Here is a 26,416-nt window from a genome sequence, read left to right on the forward strand (position 1 = left end):
AGCCTATGAGAGTTGCATTGGTTCGGCACGGCGATACGACAACAACCGGTGGTTTTGTGATGGCCTTCAAATCCGGGATGCACGACCACGGAAAGAAGATTGCCATTTCAGGCGACAGGGCAACATGTGGCACTTGCAAAGGCAACTATCCCATCCACGGAACCGGTAAGGGTGTCTCCGATAGAGGAGTGCTTTCAATCGTAGATGGCGACGGAGTGCTATGCCCTTGCGGGAAAAATCGCGTTATTGCGAGTATGAACGCAGGTTGCCATCTGGAGCGGAAGACTGAAGCGGCTACAGGCAGCGCGGCCAATTCCCGCAGCGCCGCCGCGCCTTCAGTGGGTATGGCCTTTGATGAACAGATCCGCTCTGTAGCTACTGGAGCGGCTTTAGACGGCTACCCGTATTTCATCGCAACGGCAGACGATCGCACGTCCTGCGGTCGCATCGCTGCAGACGGTCGCCTGCCTCGCATCGCTACCGAAAGCGCCGACGATTACACGGTGCATTGGGGGGATGACGCACTCGCAAGGCAGGAGCAAAGCACGTGATGCGTCGGGTTCTTTGTGTGGGCGACAAGCCCGACGCGGGCGGTTACACCGAAGACAACAATGCTCGACCGTTCAAGGTGTTCGGGCATCAGGTAGCGATTATCGGTGGCCGCGCCTACTGCGAAGCAGTGCAAAAGTATGGGTGTCATCGCCAAGGCCGGTGGCCCTCGCAGAATCAACCATACCCCGCACGAAATCGCTCTCGATGGCGACGTTCTCTTATGCCGTTGTGCTACATCGCCGCGCATGATCGCGCGCATGCAAAGCACTTTCACGCACGACGACATGGCGGAATCAATGGGGGTAGTCACTTCCAGCAGGACCGCCTCCAGCGGTGTGGCATCCGTGCTGATCGGCCTTTACGACGAACAGATCGAAGCAAAATGCGGGGCATCGTTCGAAGGTTACCCGTACTTCATTCAAACAGAGGATGGGCGAGTTTTCTCGGGCCTCTTCGATCTCTGATAACTACACCGTATTTTGGGGCGATGATGCCCTTGCGAGACAGGAAGGAAACTGAACATGCCGAACAAACCTACTGTGGTTCGAACCAACTCGACACCCGGCTCCATCAAGGTAGTGGAACTGAAAGTGCTAACGTTCCAAGAATTGTGGGACAACTACCCATCGGGAGACCCGTACGACAACCCGGACTATAAGGATCAGTGCGCTATTCGCATGAGCGTAACGCTCCACCGCGTTGGCGTCGAAATGAAGTCGTTTTCCCAAAAACTGGTAAGGCCGCTTCCGGTCAGCCGACCATCGGTCGAATCATCCTTGACGGTAAGGCAACCGCCACACGCGCTGACGAACTCTCAGAGTGGCTAAAATTGAGGCCGTTCGCTGGCTTACCCCTTCCCGAGAATGTCACAGGGGCGGACTGGGAGTCCAAGGTGAGGGAAGCACCGGCATCATCGCTTTCAGGAACTATTGGGCGCGTAGCCTAAAGGAAAAAGACCCAAGTGGCGGCCATATTGATTTGTGGAATGGCAATCGCTTAACGATTTCCAGCGGGGAAGGCTTATTAGGTGTAATCGGTCGAGGGATTGGCGTCCACAGCGCGCACTTTCCAGGAACCACTTATGGTTATTCCGACCTGAGAAAGGCAACGGAGATACTATTTTGGGAAATAAAGTAAGACGCGGCAGCGCTGCAACTGCCTTTCTGCTAGTCGGCTTGCTCACCACCTGGGCTTCCTGCTGGGTGGGCAGTCGCATGTCGTATCGGTTGCCCTTGAAGCCCCTGTTCCGTGGATCGGGAAATTGCAATGAGATCGGCTGGTGCTCGGAGCCTTGGTGGATAATCGCCGCTTTCCTCGCTTATCTATTCGGACCTTCAATCGTTTTTGCTGTGACAGGTTGGGTGAGCGTACGCGACGGGACGCAACGCCGGAACGTTGCACTTCGGCTCGCAGCCTTGATTGTCCTTACGACGTTGTTCTATCTCGCCGGTTACGCGACGGGCCCTTAAGCTCTGCCGCCCAGCCAGTCTGTCAAATTTGTGTTGCTCTACTAGCGCATCCTTCTGTGCCTGATGGAATCGCTTGTCGGCCCATGAACAGGGGCAGGCGAACAATGCCCGGTGCGATACACTGGCCGCTTGTTCGGCCTGAAATGCAGTGGGCCGTCCCCTCCAATTCGTGCGAGTCCCGCGCCCTTCAAGGCAACGACAAAATGGCGCGATCGCTCGCGCCTTTTCGTCGTTGCAGTGAGTCGCAGCTATTTGCTATCAGTGCTGCGCGGCCATTGCCTGTGCGTCTGTCGTGATCGCGTTGACCCGCTTTACACGTCGGCGCCAAAATGCGCGCCAGGCCAACGCCCTAAGAAAACAACCAAAGCGCCCCGGAGGCAAAAACAAAAACCTTAAGCCACTACCCCTGGAACAGCCCGTCCGTGCCAACGGACAACCAACAGCCTCCCGCAATAACAAAGCACCCCGGCAACACCAATAGTAACCCCCATCCCTTTAGGCGAAGCCCCTTGCCAAACCCCAACGGCAAGACTAGCAGCCGCCCCCAACGCCAGCTGCACAGCTCCAAAAACCGCCGCCGCAGCCCCCGCATTATGCGGATACCGATGCATCAAATCGGTAGTGCAATTAGCCGACAACAACCCCACCACGCCCACAACAAAAAACAACCCAGCAACAATCGACCACAACCCACCCCACCCTGTCAGGCAGACCAACGAAACAAACAACGAAGCCACACAACTGACCGTCGCCGAAAACGAAATAATCGGCAAAGACCCCAACCGCCCAATCAGCCGCGTGTTCATGAAATTGCCGAACATGATCCCCACGATATTCAACGCAAACAAAAACCCATAATGCTGCGCAGAAACATGGAAGTACTCGATGTACACAAACGGCGTCGCCGTGATGTACGCGAACATCGACGCAAACGCCATCCCGCCGCACAACATATGCCCCCACGCCACCGGGTCGCGCAGCAACTTCCCATACGCCGCAAACGACTGCAGCACCGCGGAATGCTTGCGCTTTTCAGGTGGCCACGTCTCCGGTACCTTCAGGAAAGCCGTCACCGCACACACGGTGCCAAACAGCGTCAACGCAACGAATACCACCCGCCAGCCGCCCAGCAACAATAGCTGTCCGCCAATCAGCGGCGCCAGCAGCGGCCCGATCGAAGTCACGATCGCCAGCATCGACAACACCCGTGCCGCATCGGTTGGCTCGTGCGCATCGCGTGCAATCGCACGTGCGAGCACGGACGCCGCGCCCGCGCCGAGCGCCTGCACAAACCGGAACGTCACCAGCGAACCAATCGAAAACGAAAACCCGCATGCGATGCTCGCCAGCGCGTACATGATGATCCCGCCTAGCAGCACCGGTCGCCGTCCGAACGAATCGGAGAGCGGTCCGTATAGCAACATCCCGACCGAGAAACCGAGCATGAAACCCGTGAGCGTCGTCTGCGCGGCACTGGTGCTGACCATGAACGCCTGCGCAATCGATGGCAGGCTCGGCAGGTACATATCAATCGAAATCGGCCCGCATGCGGCGAGTGCGCCGAGCAACAGGATCAGCCGGCCATCGGGCCGGCGTCGAGTGGAGTGAGGCATGGAAATCCAGAAGAGGCGGTCCGCCAACCTATGCGTCGGACCGCGGGAAAACGGTGAAAACTGCAGCATTAACAACCGCAAGCCGCAATTGTACGCGACGGTTAACACGTCGTCGCGCTCCGCTCAGCCTGAACGGCCGCCCCGCCCTTCCCTCCCACTCACGCAACAAGGTCGGCCGGCATCTTGGCGTATTGCCGGTGCTCGCCACAGGTACCGGCGCGTTCGTGCTCAGCGGGTTCATGCTCAGCGGACGATGACCCCGGCCAGGCCGCCAATCGGCTAAGCTCCCGCCTGAGCCGCAACATCCATCCCAACGCACCTGTCCCTAGTCCGTTATGACCGCCTTCCTGCTGATCTGGAGCCCCAAGAAATGGCCCTGGCCAGAACTGCCCGGTGTTGCCAAACGCGTCGCCGCCGGCGAAGCGGTGACTGACGTCTGGGGCTGCGGCGTCGCCCGCAGCATCCTGCCGGGCGACCGCGTATTCCTCCATCGGGTCACCCAGGAACCCAAGGGCGTGTTCGGGTCCGGCTACGTCACCCGCGCTCCGTACGAAGTGCCCGATCCCCATTCCAAACGCGGTTATCGCCTGTGTATTGATTTCGTCTACGACTGGCTCGTCGACGCGCACCAGGATGTCGTCGTCACGCGCGATGCGCTACGCGTGCACCCGTTCTCCGTGCAGACATGGGATGCGCAAGCCTCGGGGACCTCGATCAAGCCGGTTGCCGAAGGTGCGCTCGAGAAGCGCTGGGCCGAGCTGACGGGCAAGCGCAAACCGCCAAAGATCGAGGCGCCGTCAGGTCCGACGCGCTCCAGCAAGGTGTCGGCTCATGCTGCAGCGAAGCAGGCGGGCGAAGCGGCGGCCAAAGTCGCGGGCAAGAAGAACGCCGCGGGCGCGGGCGACGGCCCTGTGGCGGAGAAAGACGAGGTAGAGCTCGACGCCGTGGTGAAGCACGGCGCTACGTCGAAGCACAACGCTGTGGCGAAGAAGGATGCTGTCGCGGGCAAACATGGCGCCATGCCGCCGTCCACCACAGCGAAGCACGGCAGCGTCACCAGCAAAGGTCCCCGTCCCCGTCGAAGCAGGCCTGCAACCTGATGGGTCGCCTCGCCCAAGGGAACGCATCTCTGATCAAGCGCTACCGCTAGCGTGGTCGCACAAGACGCCCCCGCTGTCCGCGAACCTCAGTGCCCTGCGCCGAGGAAGCGCCGTCGCGCCGGCTTCAACACGAACATGGCCAGCGCGGCGGTGCTCAGATCGAGCGCGATCGCGCAGCCGAACACCGGGGTCCAGCTTCCAGTGTGCTGATGCAGCAACGCGGCCAGCGGGCCGCCGAAGATCGAACCCACCCCGAACGAGATATAAAGCCAGCCGTAGTTCGCGGTTGCGTAACGGGTGCCGAAGGTATCGGTCAAGGTCGATGGGAACAACGAGAAAATTTCACCCCAACCGAAGAACACGAGGCCCGAGAGAAGCACGAACAGCGCCGCGTTATCGCGCGTCAACAGCCAGAGCGTCATGGCAACGCCCTCCAGCGCGAAGGCAAATCCCATGGTGTTCTCGCGGCCCAGCCGATCCGATACCCAGCCGAACAACGGCCGCGTCAGTCCATTCGTGAAGCGGTCAATGGTCAACGCGAGTGGCAATGCCGCAAGCCCGAACACCATGACCTTGCTGACGCCAAAGTCGGTCGCAAAGGTCGCCATCTGCGACGTGACCATCAATCCGGAGGTGGCCATCATCGTCATCATTACAAACATCAACCAGAAGAGCGGCTGCCTGAGCATCCCGGACGGTCGATAATCGCGCGCGGCGACGGACGTTTGGGCACTCGACACGCTCGCGCCCAAATCCGCCGGCGGCACGCGCAGCCCCTGCGAGGCAATGAAGCCGACCGCGGCAAAGACGATGCCGAACAGCCACAACGTCGACTCCACGCCGCGTGAGGCGAGCGATGCCGCAATCGGAAAGGTCGTCACGATCGCGCCCATGCCATAGCCGGCCGCCACTGCACCGGCCGCAAACCCGCGTCGATCGGGAAACCAGCGGACCATCAGCCCAACCACGCCGACATAGACAATGCCCGTCCCGAGACCGCCGACGCCGCCATAGGTGAGATACAGCATCGGCGTGCTCTGTGCGTACGAGGCCAGCACCCAGCTCACGCCCGCCAGAAGCGTGCCGATCGAGATCAACAGGCGCGGCCCGAAACGATCGATCAGCGCCCCCTGGAACGGCGAAAAGAATGCCTGCAAAAGCACCAGAATCGAGAAGGTGACCTGCAATTCCGGCAGCGCAATGCCGAGCTTGGCGGCAAGCGGCTTCGTCATCAATGTCCAGACATATTGCGGACTCGAGATCGTCATCATGCAGACGAGCCCGAGGGCAAGCTGAAACCAGCGGGTGCGTGCAATTGACGGCGTGATAGGTGCGGCTGCGCCGTTCAGTGCATGCGTGCGGCTATTCATTCGAGCTCTCCGTTGCGGATGGCGCGAGCCGCTCGAATCACCCCGGATTCATTTGGACAACGGTTGGCGCCCTATGTATACAAGCCCGTCGACATTAGCGAGAAGCATGCCGATTGGATGAGCGAGTCGGCTCGATCGGAGGGAGATCCTTGTGGGGCGGGAGTTTTCGGCAGGCACAGCCACGCCGGCCAGGCGGCCAGCGCCACCACCAGCGGCATCCAAAGGTGAATCCAGATGGTGCCGCGGCCCTTCGACGGTGCGCCCGAAATCGCGGCACGTTCCGCCTTGGTGCTGCCGGGCGGCGCGCGCCCGGACAATCCGCCGCAAGCCCCTTCTGCCGCGGCCGCCCGCCGACTGCGCGCGACTCCGGTACAATTTCAGATAACCATTCAGCTGCCGCGAAACGGGCATGCGGGCCGGGCAATTCCCCGGCCGCCGGTCGATCCCGCGCGCCTCTGTGCATCTCTTTCAGACAGGTCCAACGTCCATGTCCAGCAATTCCAGGAACGAAGCTCTTTTCGAACGCGCCCAGCTCACCATCCCCGGCGGCGTCAACTCGCCCGTGCGCGCCTTCCGCTCGGTCGGCGGCACGCCGCGCTTCATCGAGCGCGCGCAGGGCGCCTACTTCTGGGACGCCGACGGCCAGCGCTATATCGACTACATCGGCTCCTGGGGCCCGATGATCCTCGGCCACGTCCATCCCGAAGTGCTCGAAGCCGTGCAGAAGGTGCTCGTCAACGGTTTCTCGTTCGGCGCGCCGACCGAATCCGAGGTTGAAATCGCCGAGGAAATCTGCAAGCTGGTGCCGTCTATCGAACAGGTGCGCATGGTGTCGAGCGGTACGGAAGCCACCATGAGCGCGCTGCGTCTCGCCCGGGGCTTCACGAACCGTAGCCGCATCGTCAAGTTCGAAGGTTGCTACCACGGCCACGCGGACAGCCTGCTGGTCAAGGCCGGCTCGGGCCTGCTGACCTTCGGCAACCCGACCTCGGCCGGCGTGCCGGTGGATATCGCCAAGCACACCACGGTCCTCGAATACAACAACGTCGCCGCGCTCGAAGAAGCGTTCAAGGCTTTCGGCAACGAGATCGCTTCGGTGATCGTCGAGCCGGTCGCGGGCAACATGAACCTCGTGCGCGCCACGCCGGAGTTCCTCAACGCCCTGCGCCGCCTGTGCACCGAGTACGGCTCCGTGCTGATTTTCGACGAAGTGATGTGCGGCTTCCGCGTCGCGCTTGGCGGCGCCCAGCAGGTCTACGGCATTACGCCGGACCTCACGTGCCTCGGCAAGGTGATCGGCGGCGGCATGCCGGCTGCTGCATTCGGTGGTCGCCGCGACATCATGGCCCACCTCGCGCCGCTCGGCGGTGTCTACCAGGCGGGCACGCTGTCGGGCAACCCGATCGCCGTGGCGGCCGGCCTCAAGACGCTGCAACTGGTCCAGGCGCCGGGCTTCTACGACACGCTCGCTGCCCGCACCGCACGCCTCGTACAGGGACTCAGCAACGTGGCTCGCGAAGCGAAAGTGCCGTTCGCGGCGGACTCGCTCGGCGGCATGTTCGGCCTCTACTTTGCGGACAAGATTCCGGCGAGCTTCGCCGAAGTCACGACGAGCGACGTGCCACGCTTCAACGCGTTCTTCCACAAGATGCTCGACGCGGGCGTGTACTTCGCGCCGTCGGCCTATGAGGCAGGTTTCGTGTCGATTGCCCACGACGACGCGATCATCGACGCAACGATCGACGCGGCCCGCGGCGCCTTCGCCGCGCTGGCCGTCTGAAGCACGCGCCAAGACATCACTTACGACAGAACACGCCACAGCACTTAACGGACGCCGATGTTCTCGCAAACCGATTTCGTCCATATGGAACGTGCGCTCGCTCTCGCGAAGCGCGGCATGTACACGACCGATCCGAACCCGCGCGTCGGCTGCGTGCTGGTCAAGAACGGCGAAGTGATCGGCGAGGGTTTCACGCAGCCGGCTGGGCAAGACCATGCCGAAATAAGGGCGCTGAAGGACGCGCGTTCGCGCGGCCACGATCTGCGTGGCGCCACGGCTTACGTGACGCTTGAGCCATGCAGCCACTTCGGCCGCACGCCGCCGTGCGCCAATGCGCTGATCGAGGCGCAGGTGGAACGCGTGGTCGCAGCCATGGAAGATCCGAACCCGCAGGTGTCGGGACGCGGCCTCAAGATGCTGCGCGACGCGGGCATCGAAGTGCGCTGTGGGCTGCTCGCCAATGAGGCGTATGAACTGAACATCGGCTTCGTGTCACGCATGACGCGCGGCCGGCCATGGGTGCGCATGAAAGTGGCTGCCTCGCTCGACGGCCGCACTGGGCTGCCATCTGGCGAAAGCCAATGGATCACCGGCGAGGCCGCACGCGCTGACGGTCACGCCTGGCGCGCCCGCGCGTCGGCGATCCTGACGGGCATCGGCACCGTGAGAGAAGACGATCCGCGCATGACAGTGCGCGCCGTCGATACACCGCGCCAGCCGCAACGCGTACTGATCGACAGCCAGCTCGATGTGCCGCCCACCGCGCAGATTCTGGCCGGGCCGCCGACGTTGATTTTCTGCGGCAACCTGGACGAGCGTCACACCGAACGCGCGAAAGCGTTGCGCGACCGTGGCGCGGAAATCGTGCAAATGGCGAACGCGGACGGCAAAGTGGATCTGCCCGGCATGCTTAGGGCGCTCGGCGAGCGCCAGGTCAACGAACTGCACGTCGAGGCCGGGTACAAGCTGAACGGCTCGTTGCTGCGCGAAGGCTGTGTCGACGAGCTGCTGGTTTATCTGGCGCCGAGTCTGCTTGGCACTGACTCGATGAGCATGTTCAATCTCGTCGCACCGGAAACGCTTGAGGGGCGCGTACGCCTGAACTTCCATGCCGTCGACCGGATCGGCGACGACGTGCGGATTCTGGCGCGCTTCGCGCCTCAATCTGCGCCCCACCCTACTGCGAATTAACCAAGGAATCAGCACGATGTTTACCGGAATCGTCGCGGCGGTCGGCCGCATCGAATCAGTCAAACCCCTCGGCAGCGATGGGGACGCAGGCGTACGCCTGAATGTCAACGCAGGCGGCCTCGATCTCGAGGACGTCCAGCTTGGCGATAGCATCACGATTCAAGGCGCCTGCATGACCGTGGTGGCCAAGACGTCGAACTCGTTCGAAGTGGATGTGTCCCGCGAGAGCCTGAACTGCACGGCTGGGCTCGGTGAGCCGGGTGAGGTCAATCTCGAGAAGGCGCTGCGTGCGCATGACCGGCTGGGTGGCCATATCGTGTCGGGCCACGTGGATGGGCTTGGGACGGTCACGCATTTCGCGCCGGTCGGCGAGTCGCATGAATTGCGTGTGCTGGCGCCGCGTGAGATTGGGCGTTATCTGGCGTACAAGGGGTCGATTACCGTCAATGGCGTGAGCCTTACCGTCAACTCGGTGAAGGATCGCGACGACGGCTGTGAGTTTTCGATTAATCTGATTCCGCACACGGTTGAGGTGACTGCGCTCAAGCATCTGCGTGAAGGGACTAAGGTCAATCTGGAGATTGATCTGATTGCACGGTATGTGGAGAGGATGTTGTCGACGTCGAAGGAATAGTTGCATTCTCGCACCGGCTCCGGCCCGTCGGCGGCCAGCCGGTGCGCATCATGTTGCCGGCTTCGGAGATCGCCATCATGCAGATCGCGAAAATCGTAATCGGAGTAGCCGCCCTCGTCGGCGTAAGCGCTGCCTATGCTGATGGGTTCGACATCACGAGGTCCATGTCGAACGGGCGCAATCTGCGCCTGCTCGAGCACACGGCCGAGTGTGCCGGCGGCCCCGGTGCGTTCGTTTACAGCAACGGCAAGCAGGTCGATCAAACTTGCAACGTCCGCCTGACTCCCGCAGGCGCGAGCGTCCAACTGACGCCTTTCGACCCACGTATCTTCTTCCCGCGCGATACGCTTTACCCGAACCCGTGAGCGTAAGATCGGGATCGCTAGATGCTTTGTCCATCTATCGATCCCGAACATAAATCACCGCGTTCATCCGTTGCAGCGCAACAAGCATTGTCATACCAATAGTCATTGAGACCGCTCGCGCCTATACTGGCCGACAGCCGATTGCCGTCGCCATGGAGCGTGTAGAACAAGTCGGGCGTCGCGAGTCGGACTCAAAAACTGGAGGAAGACAAAATGAAGCGATTCGTTTCCCGCTGTATGGTTGCAGTTTCAACGATCATTGTTTGTTCGCTGTCGGGACTTGCGCAGGCGGATGCTGCTCATCCGGTAGTGGCTCTCCTGCCCGGCGTGGTTGATCCGTTCTACTTCACAATGCATCGCGGCGCCGAACGGGCCGCCAAAGAAGAGAACGTCGAATTGCTGTTCCAGGTTCCCAAAGAATGGAACACCAGCGAGCAGGTGCCGATCCTCAAGGCGTTTATCGCCAAACATCCTGACGTCCTGCTGATTTCACCGGTCGACAAGCAACAGCTGATTCAACCGCTCAAGGAAGCCGCCGACGCCGGCATCAAGGTCATTACCGTCGACACGTATATCGGCGACGGCCACTACCAGACCGGCAAGGGCGATGCGGACTTCCCCCTTTCGTACATTGCTTCGGACAACCTGGAAGGCGGCCGCGTCGCAGCACGCGCGCTGGCCAAAGCCATCGGCGACAAGGGCACGGTCTATTGCGAGAACAACAAGCCGGGTATCTCGAGCACCGATGCGCGTGCCGAGGGCTTCGCGGAGGAGATGAAGAAGCACCCGAACATCACCGTGTTGCAAACGCTCTACAACGAGGATGACGCCAACCAGGCCGCTGCCCACGTCGCCGCGGTATTGGCACGTAATCCGAATCTCGCCGGCGTATTCGGCGCCAACACCTTCTCCGGCAGCGGCGCGGCCCAAGGGGTCAAGGCGGCCGGCAAACAAGGCGTCGTCAAGGTGGTGGTATTCGATGCGGTGCCGGGCATCGACAAGCAAATCAAGAGCGGCCTCGTCGACATTGCGATCGCGCAGCGTCCGGACGAAATCGGCTACTACGGTGTCAAGTTTGCCGCCGACGTAATTCACGGCAAGAAAGTCCCCACCCTCAAGAGCACGGGTTTCGAGGTTCTCGATAAAAATAATATCGACCAGCCCGACATGCAGAAGTACATCTATTCGAACTAGCCGAAGCAGAGTGGCTTAAGCGATAGATCGTCTCCACCGCGTGCGCGACGGCGCACGCGGGTTCTGCTCCTGATAACGCGGATAACTCCATGGATAACTCGCGTCTCGACAAGATCGCGCTGATTACCAAGCTATGGCCGTGGCTGTTCCTGTGCGCGCTGCTCGCTTTTTTTGAGGCGTATGCGCAGGTCTCGGCTCATCGGTCATTTCTGTTTAACGCCTACAACCTGCAATCAATCGGACTTGCCGCCGCCGCTCCGTTGCTGCTGGCCATCGGCCAGACCTTCGTGATCATCACGGCCGGCATCGATCTGTCCGCGGGCTTCGTGATGGGACTCGCGGCCGTGTGTGTCGCACAATTCACGCTGTTCGGCAGCGGCTCGCCGTGGATCCTGATCGTGTCCATCCCGCTCACCATCGTGGTCTGCCTTATTCCCGGGTTGGTCAACGGTGTGCTGATTGCGTGGCTTGGTGTGCCGGCCTTTATCGGCACGCTCGGTATGTACGGCGTAGCACGAGGCGCAGGCTTTCTCGCGGCGGGCAGCGGCATGACCGTCTCGGTGGACAACGCCGGCCTCGTCTGGCTCGGTGCCGGCTGGACGCCCGTGATACTCACCGGGGTGTTGCTGGTGATCATGCATCTGCTGCTCTCGAAAACTCGCTTCGGCCAGTACACCTACGCAATTGGCGGCAACCCGCAGTCGGCGGTGCGGGCCGGCATCAACGTGAAACGACACCTGATCGTGGTGTATCTGATCGCCGCCGCGTTCGCCGCGGTTGGCGGGATCATCTACACCGCGCGTTTTGCCGCGGGGGCCGCCAACGCCGGCGAGCCGATGCTGCTCGATTCGATCGCCGCTGTGGTGATCGGCGGCGCGAGCCTGTTCGGCGGGACGGGCAATGTGGTCGGGACGCTGATCGGCGCGCTGATTATCGCGGTGATCCAGTTCGGCCTGGTGTTTATCGACGTGAACGCGTTCTGGCAATTCATTGTGGTGGGCATCGTCATCATCCTGTCGGTACTGATCGATCAATACAAGGATCGTCTCGGAGGTGCGCAATGAGCACACCGATTCTGGAGGTGCGCGACGTCTCGATCCGCTTTGGCGGCGTGGAGGCGCTCAAGCACGTGTCGTTGCAACTGTTGCCGGGCGAAGTGCTGGCGCTCGCCGGCGACAACGGCGCGGGCAAATCAACGTTGATCAAGATCATTTCAGGCGTCTACCGGGCCGATCAGGGTGAACTGCTGTTCGACGGCGCGCCGTTGCAATTGCGCGATCCGCAGGACGCGCGGGCCAAGGGAATCGAGACGATCTACCAGGACCTCGCGCTGGCTGATAACCTGGACGTTGGAAGCAACATCTTCCTTGGACGCGAGCCGCTAAAACGACAACTCGGTTTTCAGGTTGTCGACCGTCCGCGCATGGCGCAGGTCGCGCGCGAGGTGCTTAAGCGCCTCGACATTGTGATACCCGAGCGCAAGCTCGGCGGCCCAGTAAAGATGCTCTCGGGCGGCCAACGCCAGGCGATTGCGATTGGCCGAGCCATTTACTGGAATGCACGGGTGCTGATCATGGATGAGCCCACGGCTGCGCTAGGCGTGCCCGAGCAACGCAAGGTGATGGAATTGATTGCGACGCTGAAGGCACAGGGCGTTTCGGTGATTCTGATCTCGCACAATCTGCACGACATCTTCGCGATCGCCGATCGCATTGTCGTACTGCGGCGTGGGGAAGTAGCCGGAGAGCGGCTGGTTCAGCAAACGAATGGCGACGAGATCGTGCACCTGATGGTTGGCGACACGTACGCGAATCCTGGCTAAGCGGGACATTACGTAAAGTAAGGCAAGCCCCCTCCGTCACCGTTCATTGACGTCACGCGACAGGACACCGCCGCGTGATGGCATGGACGTAACCTGCCCTCCTCGCCGACTGTCCGAAAACACTTGATCTATAGTTGTTGCTCGCCTGGCCGCGAGTAAGACGCTGATTGCGCGGCACGATGGGCGCCTCTGAGAATGGACAAGGAGAGTCTTGATGGCAGGAGAGAGCATCAACCGACGCGAAATGCTAGCGATGATGGGCGGAATGGCATCGCTGCTGTTGGCCGGACGAGCCGAGGCTAGCCCGATCAACACTAGCGAGACGATGTACACCGTGCCAGAAGACATCAAATTCGTGGCGCAAGGCGGAGCGCCGCCAAAGAGCGTGGAGAGCGCGCTCCTGTACAGCAGTCCCGAGAAGGAAGGCATCTACTACGCGCTTTTACGGTGGTATCCAGGCTACATGAGCGCACCGCACAGCTATGCGACGGACCGTCTATGCGTGGTGGTGTCGGGCACATGGTGGATCAACAGCGGCGCGGACTTCGACCCCGCACACACGGTGCCCGTGAAGGTCGGCACCTTCGTACGGCGCATAGCGCGCACGTGGCACTACGACGGCGTCCCGCGGGGCGAAGCGGGACCGGTAACGATCGCGATTTGCGGGATCGGTCCGGTAGACATCAAGTTGGCGGAACCGGACAAACCCTTGGCGCGAGCCGTATAAGCCGGGAATATTGTCAATCGCGGACCTGCGCCAACATGCAAACGGAACGGCACCCAAAGTCTGGCAAAACGAACTCATAGCGTCCGTGCATTTCGCGAAGCGGATGTCTGAAGGCCTACCGAATGTTATGCCCGACAGCGGGGCGCGCAGCGCGACGCTGGAACGGATGACTGCTTTGTCACTAAGTGCGTGGTGCGAGAGCACGTCTCGTCTTGGGCCGTTCCCGGTTGAGGACCGGGATGGACATCTACAGGCTGGCGGTGTGAGCCCGCTTTCTTTTGCCTACTTTTCTTTGCGGCCGGCAAAGAAAAGTAGGTGCCGCCCCGCACAGGGGCAACACAAATATACCGACAAGAAATCAAGGAAAGGCCAACACCCCACCTTCACCGCCGCTCCGGCGCCCCCGCCAACGCCGCCTGCGCCCGCAACAACCACTCCCGATTATGTTCCCGCGCATGCCGAGGCCAATGCTTAGCATCCTGCGCGATATCCGCATACAAACTGTTAGCCCGCTGCCGATCCGCCTCATCCCCCTGCTTCGCCAGCCAATCGGCAAACAAACACCTGGGCGCAGCATCACTAGCACAAGCCAGCGACTGCTCAAACGCGGCCCGCGCAGCGGGAGAATCAAGCGCAGCGAGAGTCCGCGCATACAACAAAGCAGGCTCAGGTTGCTGCCGCGCCTGCGGACTAGCCTCAAACAACCGCCCCAAAGTAACGTCCGCAGCAGCAACCTGCCCAACAGCAAACTGCGCCTTGGCCATTCCCAGCAAAAGAGCCGCATCAGTAGCAAAAGGCCCATTAGCAGCCGCCTGATAATGCTCAAGCGCTTCCTGAGGCTGCCCGGCTTCGAGCAATGCCGCCCCAAGCCGCATCCGATGCTCGACAGTGGGCGCACGATCGAAATTAACCCGCGCCTCGCGCACTGCCCGATTAGGATCCACGAGCTGCGTAATAGCCCGCGAAGCAGCCCGCCCGCCACGCGACTCCCGCAAACTAGGCAAATAGACCGCAAACAGATAAACCAGGCTACCGAGCAGCGGAAAAGCAAACAGCAGCAACAGCCAGTACATATTCTGGTGAGTACGCACCACGTGCACGGCAAAGAACAGCGCAACAATGACGTGAAGACCGATTCCGAAAAATGACATGTTTATCGACTTGAGACACAGGGCGAAGCGATCAACGGCGGCGCCGGACAAAAACGGCGCAGCCACCACAGGGGCACCATGACCGACACCCCTAAACGGACCGTAATCCGTTGATTTGCTGCATTGCAGATGCCACAGTCTACCGAAGACCGGCTAGAGCGATGTTTCGGTCTATTAAACCGCCTGCACCACCCCGCCAAACGGCCTATCCCGTTCGGGGGAACGACGCGGACCCGCGCGTGGCGTAAAATACGCGCTTTCCCGAAATTCTCGCCACCATGACGCTCTCCTCCACACTTGAGATCATCGCCGAACTGAAAGCCGGCCGGATGGTGATACTCGTCGACGAAGAAGACCGCGAAAACGAGGGCGACCTCGTGATCGCCGCCGAATTCGTCACGCCGGAAGCGATCAACTTCATGGCCCGCTACGGCCGTGGGCTCGTCTGCCTGACGCTCACCCAGGAACGCTGCAAACTGCTGAACCTGCCGCTGATGACATACCGCAACGGCACCCAGTACGGTACGGCGTTCACCGTCAGCATCGAAGCGGCCGAAGGCGTCACCACGGGCATTTCGGCGGCCGACCGCGCCCGCACGATCCTCGCCGCCGTCGCGCACGACGCGCGGGCCGAGCACATCGTCCAGCCCGGCCACGTGTTCCCGATCATGGCCCAACCTGGCGGCGTGCTGGTGCGCGCCGGCCATACCGAGGCCGGCTGTGATTTCACGGCGCTCGCGGGCCTGACGCCCGCCGCGGTGATCTGCGAGATCATCAAGGACGACGGCACGATGGCGCGCCTGCCCGACCTGATGGAGTTCGCCCAGGAACACGGCCTGAAAATCGGCACCATTGCCGACCTGATTCACTACCGCAGCCGCACCGAATCGATCGTGGAGCGAATCTGCGAACGCACCATGCATACCGCGCACGGCCCGTTCCGCGCGGTAATGTACCTCGACCAGCCGAGCGGCCAGCCGCACATCGCACTGGTGCGCGGCAAGCCCACGCCGGAGCAGGAAACGCCGGTGCGAGTGCATGAACCGCTGTCGGTGCTCGATCTGCTCGAAGTCAGCACGTCGACTCACTCGTGGACGCTGGACGCCGCGATGAAAGAGATCGCGGAACGCGATCTCGGCGTGGTCGTGCTGCTGAACTGCGGCGATTCGAAAGATCACCTGATCGACGTCTTCAAGGCGTTCGATTCGAAGGACAGGGCCGACGCGCTCAAGCGCCGTCCGGTCGACTTCAAAACCTACGGCATCGGCGCGCAGATCCTGCGCGAACTGGGTGTCGGCAAGATGCAGGTGCTGTCGAACCCGCGCAAGCTGGGCAGCATGTCGGGCTATGGCCTCGAAGTCACGGGCTTCGTGCCGATGCCGGGCTGCCCTTCCCAGTCGCCGCAAACGCCCTGACCGGCATACGCAGCGCAAGGCTGATCCGACCATTCACGCGCCTTGGCGCTTACTCAAACACACTACGGACTGACTATGGAAATCGGACAATACCAACCGAACCTCGACGGCGACGGCCTGCGTATCGGCATCGTCCAGGCACGCTTTAACGAGCCCGTCTGCAACGGCCTCGCCGATTCGTGCATTGAAGAACTCGAACGCCTCGGCGTCACCGGCGAAGACGTGCTGCTCGTCACCGTGCCGGGCGCGCTGGAAATCCCGCTGGCGCTGCAAAAGCTGGCAGAAAGCGCCCAGTTCGACGCGCTGATCGCGCTCGGCGCAGTGATTCGCGGCGAGACGTACCACTTTGAACTGGTGTCGAACGAAAGCGGCGCCGGCATCACGCGCGTCGGCCTCGACTTCGGCATTCCGGTCGCCAACGCCGTGCTGACCACCGAAAACGACGAGCAAGCCGTCGCGCGCATGACCGAAAAGGGTCGTGACGCTGCACGCGTGGCCGTCGAAATGGCAAACCTCGCGGTCGCACTCGAACAACTCGGCGGCGACGACGAAGAGGAAGACGAGGACGACGAAGAGGAACAGGCATGAAGAGCGCTCGCCGACGTTCCCGCGAACTGGCCACGCAGGGGCTGTATCAGTGGCTGCTGTCGGGCGCGCCCGGCGGCGAGATCGACGCGCAGCTGCGCGGGGCGCAAGGCTTCGACAAGGCGGATCACGAGCACCTGGACACGCTGCTGCATGGCGTGATCCGCGACTCGGAAGCGCTGTCGGCCGACCTCACGCCGTGTCTTGACCGCCCGATCGACCAGCTCTCGCCGGTTGAACGCGCGGTGCTGCTCGTCGCGGCATTCGAGCTGAAGAATCACGTCGACATTCCGTACCGCGTTGTGATCAACGAAGCAGTCGAACTCGCCAAGACCTTTGGCGGTGCAGACGGCTATAAGTACGTGAATGGCGTGCTGGACAAGCTGGCGGCGCAACTGCGCGTCGACGAAACGCAGGCGGCTCGCAAGCGCTAAGCCGTCTCGCCGGACCCTGCCTCGCCAGGGCAGGGTGGCGGGCGGCGCGCTTACCTCGCAGCACCCCTGCCGGGTTTCTGAAATTGCACTTACTGTACTGACTGTATGAACTCCGTGACCGAACCATTGGTGCGGCTTGCTGCGCGTGTCGACGCCATCCAGCCTTTCTATGTGATGGAACTGGCGAAGGAAGCCGCCCTGCTGGAGCGCGAGGGGCGCGACATCATCCACATGGGAATCGGCGAGCCCGATTTTACTGCCCCCGAGCCAGTCATCGAAGCTGCCGCAAGCGCGCTGCGCCGCGGCGTCACGCAGTACACCAGCGCGCTCGGGCTGCACGCGCTGCGCGAGGCGATTGCCGGCCACTATGCGCAGGCCTATGGCATCCGCGTCGATCCGGCGCGCATCGTGGTCACCGCCGGCGCTTCGGCTGCGCTGCTGCTCGCGTGCGCGGCGCTGGTCGACCGTGACGATGAAGTGCTGATGCCCGATCCCTGCTATCCGTGTAACCGGCATTTTGTCGCCGCCGCGGAAGGCAAGCCGGTGCTGGTGCCCAGCGGCCCGGCCGAACGCTTCCAGCTGACCGCCGCCGATGTCGAGCGCCTCTGGAACGAACGCACGCGCGGCGTGCTCCTCGCGTCGCCGTCGAACCCAACCGGTACGTCGATCGAACCCGCGGAATTGAAGCGCATCGTCGAGGCCGTCCGCGCGCGCGGCGGCTTTACGATCGTCGACGAAATCTATCAGGGCTTGAGCTACGGCGAGCCACCCATCTCCGCCTTGTCGTACGGCGAGGATGTGATCACCGTCAACAGCTTCTCGAAGTACTTCAACATGACGGGCTGGCGCCTCGGCTGGCTCGTGGTGCCGCCGTCGCTGGTCGGGGCATTCGAGAAGCTCGCGCAAAACCTGTTTATCTGTGCCTCGGCGCTTGCGCAGCATGCGGCACTCGCCTGCTTCGAACCGGACACGCGCGCGATCTACGAGGCGCGCCGTCTCGAGTTCAAGCGTCGCCGTGATTTCATCGCTCCGGCGCTCGAATCGCTTGGGTTCTCGGTGCCAGTCATGCCGGACGGCGCATTCTATGTGTACGCGGATTGCAGCCGGGTCACGCACGCGGCGGCCGGCGACAGCGCCGCGCTCACCAAAGCCATGCTGCACGATGCAGGCGTGGTGCTGGTGCCGGGCATGGATTTCGGCAATCATGCGCCGCGTTCGTATATCCGTCTGTCGTATGCAACGGCGTATTCGAAGCTCGAAGAGGCGGTCGAACGTTTGCATGGGTTCTTCGGGCGCTGAGTTGAGCCGAACTGGCCTCACAGAACGCCTATGCGACGCCGCGCAATCGACGCAAGCATTCCGCTAATCAAAAAGCGTCGAACCATGAAAAAAGGCACCGCGCGGGTGCCTTCTCTATTTGTACTACCAGTACTGCCTTTACTGCGATGTGTCTGCAACCACTCAGGCGCCCAACTCCGACGTCGAAGCGTGCTTCGTTGCCGTCGCGCTGGCGTCGTCCTGTTCCGGCGCCTTCGCCGGAGTGGTCGCGGTCAGCGGATGCGCCTCGAGCGTCACCTGAACACGCTTGCCCGGCGCTGCGGCAGCCGGCGTCGCGACCGACGCAGTCGTCGTGACCGGTGCTTGCGGTGCGTTGATCGGCACCTTGCGGCCACGCGCCACGTCACGCAGACGGCCACGTTCCGCCATCACCTTCGCGCCGTAGCCACCGTCATCCTGCGCAGTCGAGCCGACATAAAGACGCAGGCCGCCCGGCAGCGAGCCGCCACGTGCGATGCAGTCCTTCAGCACGAGCGCTCCAACCTTGATATTGGCGAGCGGATCGAGTGCGGCGCTTTCGCCGCCGAAGTACTGGAACTTGTCCGAGTGCACCTTCGACATCACCTGCATCAGGCCCTGCGCCCCCACGCCGCTTTCCGCATACGGGTTGAAGCCCGATTCGATAGCCATCACGGAGAGCAGCAGCAGCGGGTCGAGGCCGACTTCGCGGCCGGTGTCAAACGCCGCCTTGACGAGTTCGCTCACCGGTTCCTGGGCGACGCGATAGCGCCGGGCCAGATAGTAAGCCACCAGATCCTGCTCGCGGGTGGAGACCAGCGCGCGGTCGTCACGTGCGTCAGGAGCGACACGCTGTGAAGGAATCAGTCGCGCAAGAGCGCTAATGCTTTGCACCGAACGCGGATCGAGCGCGTTGAGCGCCGCGCCACCGAGACCGCTCGTACCACTGCCGTCAAAGGCGCCGTCATAGCTCGTATTGCTGCTGGTTGCACCGTTGCTGGTTGCGCCATTGCTGGTGTCGCCGCCCACCGCATTGGCGGACGCGGACAGCGAATCGTCGGACGGCACCGCGTTGGCCGGCGCGAACGACGGCAGCGGGTTACCCTGCAACAGACGGGCGGGGCCGGCCTGCACAGCGGCAGAAATGACCGGCATCAGCTTGGCAGCCAGCGTACCGCGCCAAGTGGGCATCAGCCACAGCGCGAGCGCCAGCAGGACGGCGGAACCGCCAACAATGCTGAACAGGTGATGACTCATACGCGTCCCGCGACGTAAGACACCGCGCATGACTTGCGCAAGTTTTTCGTCGGGACGCCACGTTAACCAGGCGTTCATTCAGATCTCCCATCTTGCATGATCTGCGAACCCCACCGGTCGAGCCGGCATCAAAACACGTTCGCAGAGTCAAGACGTCGCGCGCTCTGGTTAGGGCAGCAGCGGCGTCGGGAATACGGCATAACCGTCGGTGGGGAGCCATCTCGGAACAGCTCGGCGCCGTGCCTAAAAAGCACGCACGCAGAGGCTCCCACGCGAAAAACCAGCGTCAGGTCGCGCTGGCGAGGACTGCAAATAAGGCCGTCAAATACCGTGCAGGGGGGTCGGTAAGCGGTGACGCGTTGCGTCGTAAGGACCGGGGGCGGTGGTAAAAAGGTTCACGCCCTGCAACCAATGTGACCGGATTCTAGCAGGCTTAAATAGTTCGTCAACACTATAGATAGGCAAATCTATAACTAATTGTAATAAAGAACAGTGTTCAGCGCCCCGAAACCCGCGCGCTACGCGCCTCTCAGGTCAGTTACAGAATTGCTTCAATAACGTGCGCTAACCAACGCAGGTAAAATCGACAATAGTTCATGCGCGCCGATGGCCTGTCGCGCCCCACTTTCCCGCCGCGCTGTGCGGCCCTGATCCGGACCAGATGAAATACAAAGACCTGCGCGACTTCGTCGGCCGTCTCGAGACCCTTGGCGAGCTACGCCGTATCCCGCAAAACGTCTCGCCAATCCTGGAAATGACTGAACTGTGCGACCGCGTGCTGCGCGCCAGTGGCCCGGCGTTGCTGTTTGAGAGCAAGCAAAGCCATGCGTTCCCGGTGCTCGGCAACCTGTTCGGCACGCCGCGGCGCGTCGCGCTCGGCATGGGCATCGAAAGCGGCGAGGAAGACGGCGATAGTGGCGCGCTGGAGTCGCTGCGCGACGTCGGCCGCCTGTTGTCGGCGCTGAAGGAGCCGGAGCCGCCCAAAGGCCTCAGGGACGCCGGCAAGCTGTTCTCGCTCGCCAAGGCGGTCTGGGACATGGCGCCCAAGACGGTGAGCGCGCCGCCTTGCCAGGAAATCGTCTGGGAGGGGGCCGCTGTGGACCTCGCCAGGCTGCCGATTCAGACCTGCTGGCCGGGCGACGCAGGCCCGCTGATCACATGGGGCCTGACCGTTACAAGAGGCCCAAACAAGAGCCGCCAAAATCTAGGCATTTATCGCCAGCAGCTGATCGGCCGTAACAAACTCATCATGCGCTGGCTCGCCCATCGCGGCGGCGCGCTCGATTTCCGCGAGTTCGCCCTGCAGAATCCCGGCAAGCCGTACCCGGTGGCCGTCGTACTCGGCGCCGACCCGGCCACCATCCTCGGCGCGGTCACACCGGTGCCCGATACGCTCTCCGAATACCAGTTCGCGGGCCTCCTGCGCGGCGGCCGTACGGAGCTCGCGAAGTGCATCACGCCGGGCGTCGACACGCTGCAGGTGCCGGCGCGCGCGGAGATCGTTCTGGAAGGCTTCATCTATCCGCAGGAAGGCACGCCCGAGCCGGCTCCGGCCGGCGCGCCGCCACGGCCGTCGAAAGGTGCAAGCGCCGCCTACGAGCACGCGCTCGAAGGTCCCTACGGCGACCACACCGGCTACTACAACGAACAGGAGTGGTTCCCGGTGTTCACCGTCGAGCGGATCACGATGCGCCGCGACGCGATCTACCATTCCACCTACACCGGCAAACCGCCTGACGAGCCCGCCGTGCTGGGCGTCGCGCTCAACGAGGTGTTCGTGCCGCTGTTGCAGAAGCAGTTCGCTGAGATCACCGATTTCTATCTGCCGCCCGAAGGTTGCAGCTACCGGATGGCGATCGTGCAGATGAAGAAAAGCTACCCTGGACATGCCAAACGGGTGATGTTCGGCGTGTGGAGTTTCTTGCGACAATTCATGTACACGAAGTTCATCGTCGTGGTCGACGAGGACGTGAATATTCGCGACTGGAAAGAAGTGATCTGGGCCATCACCACGCGTATCGATCCAGTGCGCGATACGGTGCTGGTCGATCGCACGCCGATCGACTATCTGGATTTCGCCTCGCCGGTAGCCGGGCTGGGTTCGAAGATGGGGCTGGACGCCACCAACAAATGGCCCGGCGAAACCGATCGCGAATGGGGCCGCCCCATCGAAATGGACGCCGCGGTGAAACGGCGCGTCGATACGTTGTGGACCGAGTTGGGCTTATAGTTTTAGGCAAGAAACTGTGCCAGCCGCGCCAGATCCACATTACCGCCGCTGACCAGCACGCCGACACGCTTGCCTTCCACCGGCACGACGCCGCTCATCACGGCCGCGGCGGCGAGGCAACCCGTCGGCTCCGCGACGATCTTCATACGCTGCGCGAAAAAGCGCAGTGTCTCGATCAGTTGCGCGTCCGTCACCGTCACCACCTGCTCGACCAGACGCTGGATGATCGGGAACGTGTATAGGCCAAGATGCGTCGCCGCTGCGCCATCTGCGATGGTATGCGGCACCTCGATGTGCACGATCTCGCCGCGCGCAAGCGACTGCTGGCCGTCGTTACCGGCCTCCGGTTCGACACCGATGACCTTGCAGTTGGGACTCAACTCGGCCACCGCCAACGCGCTGCCGGCGAGCAATCCACCACCGCCCAGGCACACGAACAGCAGATCGAGCGGGCCGGTTTCCTCGAGCAGCTCTTTGACGGCCGTCCCCTGCCCTGCAATCACATGCGGATGATCGTAAGGTGAAATCAGCGTCATGCCGCGTTCGCGCGCGAGCCGCTGGCCGATCTCTTCGCGATCTTCCTTGTAGCGGTCGTAGATAATCACTTCGCCGCCGTAACCTTGCGTGGCGGCGACCTTCGCGGCGGGTGCATCGTGCGGCATGATGATCGTCGCGCGAATCCCCTCAAGACGCGCCGACAGCGCAATGGCCTGGGCATGGTTGCCCGACGAGTAAGTCACTACACCTGCATCCCGCTGCGCATAGTCGAAGTGCGACACCGCGTTATAAGCACCGCGAAACTTGAACGCACCCATGCGCTGGAAATTCTCGCATTTGAAGTAGATAGACGCGCCGGTGCGTTCGTTTGCCGTGGTGGACGTAAGAACCGGCGTGCGATGGGCGACGCCTTCAAGACGCGCAGCGGCATCGACGATATCGACATAGGTGGGAGCGGGGAGCACTTGCATAGGCGGCGAACTCCGAAGCAGCGGAATGGAAGGCATTCTCCCAGCTTCGTCCCCAAAATAAAAACGGCGCAACGCAGCGATTAAGCATGCGTTACGCCGATACGATAAACAGTGCGCTGGGGCACTAAGTGCCTACGCGCCAGTCGCGTGCGCCGAAGTGATTAACGACGATAGTAGCCGTGCCCGTAACCATGGCCGTAATAACCGTGGCCGTAGTAGCCGCGATGGTAGTACGGACCACCGCGATAGCCGTAGTAACCGCCATAGCCACCACCCACCACCACGACAGGAGGCGGAGCATAGACCGGCGCCGGTGCGTAGTACACCGGCGGCGGCGCTGCATAAACCGGATACGCCGGCGCCACCGGAACGCCGATCCCGATACCGACGGACACGTGCGCCTCCGCAGCGGTGGCGAAGCCCACACCCAGTGCAGCGGCAACAACAAGCGGAATGATCTTTTTCATGTTTCTTCTCCAAGCGCGGCCGGATGACCGTGTCGCATGACGTGCATGCTATGGAATCCAATGTATCGAAAAAGGATCAGCACGGCTGTGCGCATTTGTTGCAAATTGCAATTGCTGTTTAGAGGTTGAAATACGCAGCAATGTGTTGCTGCGCGCGAGTAAGCCACAATATCTCGATATCTAAGGGTTTGCGCGGGGTCAGAGACCGTGCGAAGCGCGTTTTACCGGGCGGCCGCGCCTCGGAGCGCCAATACCAGTAATCTTTAATTACAAATTCACTTCAGACTTGGCCGTGTTGAAGGTTGGTCAAAACACCGCAAAAGCGCGACGCGCTGTAAACGAAAATGCCCGGCGCGACGGCCGGGCATTTCTCACCCTTTAAGGGACAAATCTTCAACCCACTTTTACATAAGTGAATTCACGTGTGACATTCGGCGGCACGTAAGCCCCACTAATCTTGACGCGTGGCGTGAGGCGCTTTCTTTGATCCCACCAGCGGCGACGCTGCGAATGGGTCAGGAACCGCAAGTGCTTTCGGTAAGAAAAAATGCTCATAGTTACCTCCCGAATCTGACTGCGAGACAGAAAAAACTCCAACCGCAACCCCTAACTCAATCGACCAAATTCATTGTGAGCAGTTTCCGGGCCTGCGGGATTCGTACGGGCGGATAGTCCGCCGTGCGCGCCATATGGCGCAGAAATTGATCCGAGGAAAACGCCGTCACGCCCACGGCGCCGTCCCACGTGCTCTGCGCGGGGCAAGGCCCCCGCTCGCGAGCGCTGAATGAATGCGCGATACTCCAGCTTTCCGTTCACGTTCATAGTGCCGCCCGGAGCCGGAACCATGTCCCAGTCCTCTTTGCCGCGTCTCGGCTTCATCGGCGCGGGGCGCCTTGCACGGTGCCTTGCGCTCGGCTTCACCCGGGCCGGTTATCCGGTCACGGCCATTGCGAGCCGCACGCCGGAATCCGCGCGCGTGCTCGCCAGTCAGATAGAGCAATGTGCGGCGTACGACGATCCGCAACACGTCGTCGACGCCGCCGATATCGTCTTTCTATCCGTTCCCGACGACAGCATCGGTTCGACGGCGAACACTTTGCGCTTTAATAACTCGCCCAGCTCGCCCGGGCACCTGCGCGCGCTGGTGCATTGCAGCGGCGCCTCGCCAGTGGAACTGCTCGCGCCGGCGCAGTCGCAGGGCGCATCGATCGGTGGTTTTCACCCACTGTACCTGTTTAGCGGCGATCTCGCAGATATCGAGCGCATCGGCGGCTGCTCGATCACCATCGAGGCCGATGGCGCGCTCAAAGAGGCACTCACGGCGCTGGCGCTGGCGCTGAACTGCCATCCGCTGTCGATTCCGGCCGGCGGGCGGATGCTCTACCACGGCGCCGCCCATTACGCGGCCAGCTTTGTGCTGTGCAGCCTCGCCGAATGCGTAGCGCTCTGGCGCACCCTCGGTTTTGCCGAAGAAGACGCGCTGCGCGCGCTCCTGCCGATGCTGACCGGCACGATCCAGACGGCCCGCGACAAAGGCTTGCCGGGCGCGCTCGCCGGACCTGTGTCGCGCGGCGATACCGGCGTCGTGCGCAAGCAGCTCGCGCTGCTCGAAGCGCTTGGCGGCGACCACGCGGCGCTGTACGGGCTGATGAGCCGGCGGGCGGTGGCACTGGCGCGCCGTCGCGCCACGCCGCCGGCCACGATCGACGCCATCGGGGAAGCCGTCGAAGAATCGCTCGCGCGATCGTTGAATCAGGTGCCAGCGGGTACTAGCGTCAAGTAAGCCGTGATAATGTGACGACCGGCGCAGCGCGCAATCCGCCTGCGCCTCGCTCCGGGACCAATCGACGAGAACACATAATGATCAAGGTCAGCATCCTCTATCCGTACCGAGAAAACGGCAAATTCGACGTGGAGTATTACTGCGGCACGCACATGCCGCTTGCGGCCAAGCTGTTCGGCGCGGCGCTCAAAGGCTGGTCAGTGGATATCGGCATCAATGCCGGGCCGCCGGGTACGCCGCCGCCCTATGTCGCGGCCGGGCATTTCCTGTTCGACACGGTCGAGGCGTTCTACACGGTCTTCAAGCCGGCCGCCGACACGCTGCTCGCCGATATTCCGAACTACACCGACGGCGGTAACGGCTCGATTCTGATCAGCGAAATCAAGGTCACGGTTTAGCTCCTCTTTTTGCACTCCCACCCGACGCTACCCTGAAGGAAAGGACACGAGATGTTCGGCGATATCGCCCGCTTTCTGCTCAATACCGTTTTCACGCTGTTCGGCGCGGCGCTGCTTTTGCGCGCATGGCTGCAAGTCGTCCGCCTGCCGCCGTATAACCCGGTCTCGAACGCCGTATTGCACGCCACCAATTGGATCGTGCTGCCGCTACGGCACATCGTGCCCAGTACGCGCAGGATCGATTGGGCAAGCATCCTCGCCGCGCTGATCGCTGCCATCGTCTATGTGGTGCTGATGGTGGCTGTGACCGGGGTGGATCCGCTCACGCTGTGGCCGACCTTGCTGATCGTCGCGCTGCTCACGCTCATCAAATGGGGGCTCAACCTGATCATCTGGTTGACCATCCTGATGGCGCTGCTGTCGTGGCTCAATCCGCGCTCGCCGGCCATGCCGATTCTGTTTCAGCTCACCGCGCCGTTTCTGGATCCGCTGCGTCGCGTGATCCCGAATCTCGGCGGCATCGACCTGTCGCCGATCCTGTTGTTCGTGATCGTGCAGGTGCTGTTGATGATCGTCACGCGGGCCGCCGTGCAACTGACGTATTTCGTCATCTGA

The 26,416-nt window shown here is 62.0% G+C and carries 24 protein-coding genes and 2 pseudogenes; 20 read left to right on the plus strand and 6 right to left on the minus strand.

What is annotated here, in order from left to right:
- Nucleotides 1-5 precede the first annotated feature (5 nt).
- The 3 genes and pseudogenes from P3T40_RS25200 to P3T40_RS25210 all read left to right on the plus strand — a co-directional run bounded on the left by P3T40_RS25200 (nt 6) and on the right by P3T40_RS25210 (nt 1,689).
- On the plus strand, nt 6-551 hold the full coding sequence (locus P3T40_RS25200; protein ID WP_429270416.1) for a PAAR domain-containing protein: 546 nt from the start codon (nt 6-8) through the stop codon (nt 549-551).
- 138 nt (nt 552-689) lie between these two features.
- On the plus strand, nt 690-1,016 hold the full coding sequence (locus P3T40_RS25205) for a hypothetical protein (RefSeq protein ID WP_429270417.1): 327 nt from the start codon (nt 690-692) through the stop codon (nt 1,014-1,016).
- Nucleotides 1,017-1,073: 57 nt separating this feature from the next.
- Nucleotides 1,074-1,689, plus strand: a pseudogene (locus P3T40_RS25210) (type VI secretion system amidase effector protein Tae4).
- A 724-nt stretch (nt 1,690-2,413) separates the two neighbouring features.
- Here P3T40_RS25210 and P3T40_RS25215 read toward each other — a convergent pair.
- Entirely contained in the window at nt 2,414-3,634 is a 1,221-nt protein-coding gene (locus tag P3T40_RS25215) for a Bcr/CflA family multidrug efflux MFS transporter (protein WP_429270418.1), read from the minus strand.
- A 335-nt stretch (nt 3,635-3,969) separates the two neighbouring features.
- Between P3T40_RS25215 and P3T40_RS25220 the strand changes: the two are divergent.
- Nucleotides 3,970-4,518: pseudogene (locus P3T40_RS25220) on the plus strand (hypothetical protein); the annotation flags it as partial.
- A gap of 302 nt (nt 4,519-4,820) precedes the next feature.
- Here P3T40_RS25220 and oxlT read toward each other — a convergent pair.
- The gene (gene oxlT / locus P3T40_RS25225) at nt 4,821-6,104 is read right to left on the minus strand and encodes an oxalate/formate MFS antiporter (RefSeq protein WP_429270419.1); all 1,284 of its coding nucleotides are present in this window, start codon (nt 6,102-6,104) and stop codon (nt 4,821-4,823) included.
- 487 nt (nt 6,105-6,591) lie between these two features.
- Here oxlT and hemL point away from each other — a divergent pair, with 487 nt between their 5' ends.
- The 8 genes from hemL to P3T40_RS25265 all read left to right on the plus strand — a co-directional run bounded on the left by hemL (nt 6,592) and on the right by P3T40_RS25265 (nt 13,817).
- A complete protein-coding gene (gene hemL / locus P3T40_RS25230) occupies nt 6,592-7,884 on the plus strand; it encodes a glutamate-1-semialdehyde 2,1-aminomutase (RefSeq protein ID WP_429270420.1) in 1,293 nt (430 codons plus the stop codon).
- Nucleotides 7,885-7,941: 57 nt separating this feature from the next.
- Entirely contained in the window at nt 7,942-9,075 is a 1,134-nt protein-coding gene (gene ribD, locus P3T40_RS25235) for a bifunctional diaminohydroxyphosphoribosylaminopyrimidine deaminase/5-amino-6-(5-phosphoribosylamino)uracil reductase RibD (RefSeq protein WP_429270421.1), read from the plus strand.
- A gap of 16 nt (nt 9,076-9,091) precedes the next feature.
- Nucleotides 9,092-9,709, plus strand: a complete 618-nt coding sequence (locus P3T40_RS25240) for a riboflavin synthase (protein ID WP_429270422.1) — start codon at nt 9,092-9,094, stop codon at nt 9,707-9,709.
- A gap of 50 nt (nt 9,710-9,759) precedes the next feature.
- Complete coding sequence (locus P3T40_RS25245) at nt 9,760-10,074, plus strand: hypothetical protein (protein ID WP_429270423.1); 315 nt, start codon at nt 9,760-9,762, stop codon at nt 10,072-10,074.
- A 213-nt stretch (nt 10,075-10,287) separates the two neighbouring features.
- Nucleotides 10,288-11,268 (plus strand): ABC transporter substrate-binding protein, encoded by a 981-nt coding sequence (locus tag P3T40_RS25250; RefSeq protein ID WP_429270424.1) that lies wholly within the window; start codon nt 10,288-10,290, stop codon nt 11,266-11,268.
- Nucleotides 11,269-11,357: 89 nt separating this feature from the next.
- Nucleotides 11,358-12,332, plus strand: a complete 975-nt coding sequence (locus P3T40_RS25255; RefSeq protein WP_429270425.1) for an ABC transporter permease subunit — start codon at nt 11,358-11,360, stop codon at nt 12,330-12,332.
- Complete coding sequence (locus P3T40_RS25260; protein ID WP_429270426.1) at nt 12,329-13,090, plus strand: ATP-binding cassette domain-containing protein; 762 nt, start codon at nt 12,329-12,331, stop codon at nt 13,088-13,090. The genes P3T40_RS25255 and P3T40_RS25260 overlap by 4 nt, the downstream gene beginning before the upstream one ends.
- Nucleotides 13,091-13,304: 214 nt before the next feature.
- Complete coding sequence (locus P3T40_RS25265) at nt 13,305-13,817, plus strand: cupin domain-containing protein (protein ID WP_429270427.1); 513 nt, start codon at nt 13,305-13,307, stop codon at nt 13,815-13,817.
- A 383-nt stretch (nt 13,818-14,200) separates the two neighbouring features.
- Here P3T40_RS25265 and P3T40_RS25270 read toward each other — a convergent pair whose 3' ends face one another.
- Nucleotides 14,201-14,968, minus strand: coding sequence for a tetratricopeptide repeat protein (locus P3T40_RS25270; RefSeq protein ID WP_429270460.1), 768 nt, complete (start codon nt 14,966-14,968; stop codon nt 14,201-14,203).
- 278 nt (nt 14,969-15,246) lie between these two features.
- Between P3T40_RS25270 and ribBA the strand changes: the two genes are divergently transcribed.
- The 4 genes from ribBA (at nt 15,247) to P3T40_RS25290 (ending at nt 18,701) form a co-directional block, all read left to right on the plus strand.
- Nucleotides 15,247-16,383 (plus strand): bifunctional 3,4-dihydroxy-2-butanone-4-phosphate synthase/GTP cyclohydrolase II, encoded by a 1,137-nt coding sequence (gene ribBA, locus P3T40_RS25275; protein WP_429270428.1) that lies wholly within the window; start codon nt 15,247-15,249, stop codon nt 16,381-16,383.
- Between the two features lie 75 nt (nt 16,384-16,458).
- Nucleotides 16,459-16,971: a 6,7-dimethyl-8-ribityllumazine synthase gene (gene ribH, locus P3T40_RS25280; protein WP_144163163.1), complete on the plus strand. Its 513-nt coding sequence runs from the start codon at nt 16,459-16,461 to the stop codon at nt 16,969-16,971.
- Nucleotides 16,968-17,402 carry a transcription antitermination factor NusB gene (gene nusB, locus P3T40_RS25285; protein WP_429270429.1) on the plus strand — a complete coding sequence of 145 codons (435 nt, stop codon included), beginning with the start codon at nt 16,968-16,970 and terminating at the stop codon, nt 17,400-17,402. Before ribH ends, nusB begins: the two co-directional genes overlap by 4 nt.
- 105 nt (nt 17,403-17,507) lie before the next feature.
- The gene (locus P3T40_RS25290) at nt 17,508-18,701 is read left to right on the plus strand and encodes a pyridoxal phosphate-dependent aminotransferase (RefSeq protein ID WP_429270430.1); all 1,194 of its coding nucleotides are present in this window, start codon (nt 17,508-17,510) and stop codon (nt 18,699-18,701) included.
- A 162-nt stretch (nt 18,702-18,863) separates the two neighbouring features.
- Here P3T40_RS25290 and P3T40_RS25295 read toward each other — a convergent pair whose 3' ends face one another.
- Nucleotides 18,864-20,033, minus strand: coding sequence for a transglycosylase SLT domain-containing protein (locus P3T40_RS25295; protein ID WP_429270431.1), 1,170 nt, complete (start codon nt 20,031-20,033; stop codon nt 18,864-18,866).
- Between the two features lie 583 nt (nt 20,034-20,616).
- Here P3T40_RS25295 and P3T40_RS25300 point away from each other — a divergent pair.
- Nucleotides 20,617-22,185 carry a UbiD family decarboxylase gene (locus P3T40_RS25300; protein ID WP_429270432.1) on the plus strand — a complete coding sequence of 523 codons (1,569 nt, stop codon included), beginning with the start codon at nt 20,617-20,619 and terminating at the stop codon, nt 22,183-22,185.
- A gap of 2 nt (nt 22,186-22,187) precedes the next feature.
- Here P3T40_RS25300 and P3T40_RS25305 read toward each other — a convergent pair whose 3' ends face one another.
- On the minus strand, nt 22,188-23,153 hold the full coding sequence (locus P3T40_RS25305; protein ID WP_429270433.1) for a threo-3-hydroxy-L-aspartate ammonia-lyase: 966 nt from the start codon (nt 23,151-23,153) through the stop codon (nt 22,188-22,190).
- Nucleotides 23,154-23,314: 161 nt separating this feature from the next.
- Nucleotides 23,315-23,620 (minus strand): hypothetical protein, encoded by a 306-nt coding sequence (locus tag P3T40_RS25310; protein WP_429270434.1) that lies wholly within the window; start codon nt 23,618-23,620, stop codon nt 23,315-23,317.
- An 844-nt stretch (nt 23,621-24,464) separates the two neighbouring features.
- Here P3T40_RS25310 and P3T40_RS25315 point away from each other — a divergent pair.
- The 3 genes from P3T40_RS25315 (at nt 24,465) to P3T40_RS25325 (ending at nt 26,416) form a co-directional block, all read left to right on the plus strand.
- A complete protein-coding gene (locus P3T40_RS25315; RefSeq protein WP_429270435.1) occupies nt 24,465-25,403 on the plus strand; it encodes a Rossmann-like and DUF2520 domain-containing protein in 939 nt (312 codons plus the stop codon).
- Nucleotides 25,404-25,480: 77 nt separating this feature from the next.
- The gene (locus tag P3T40_RS25320; protein ID WP_429270436.1) at nt 25,481-25,801 is read left to right on the plus strand and encodes an EthD family reductase; all 321 of its coding nucleotides are present in this window, start codon (nt 25,481-25,483) and stop codon (nt 25,799-25,801) included.
- A 51-nt stretch (nt 25,802-25,852) separates the two neighbouring features.
- Nucleotides 25,853-26,416 (plus strand): YggT family protein, encoded by a 564-nt coding sequence (locus tag P3T40_RS25325; RefSeq protein WP_429270437.1) that lies wholly within the window; start codon nt 25,853-25,855, stop codon nt 26,414-26,416.

Origin of the sequence: Paraburkholderia sp. EB58, assembly GCF_050436665.1 — a bacterium.
Taxonomy (GTDB): Bacteria; Pseudomonadota; Gammaproteobacteria; order Burkholderiales; family Burkholderiaceae; genus Paraburkholderia.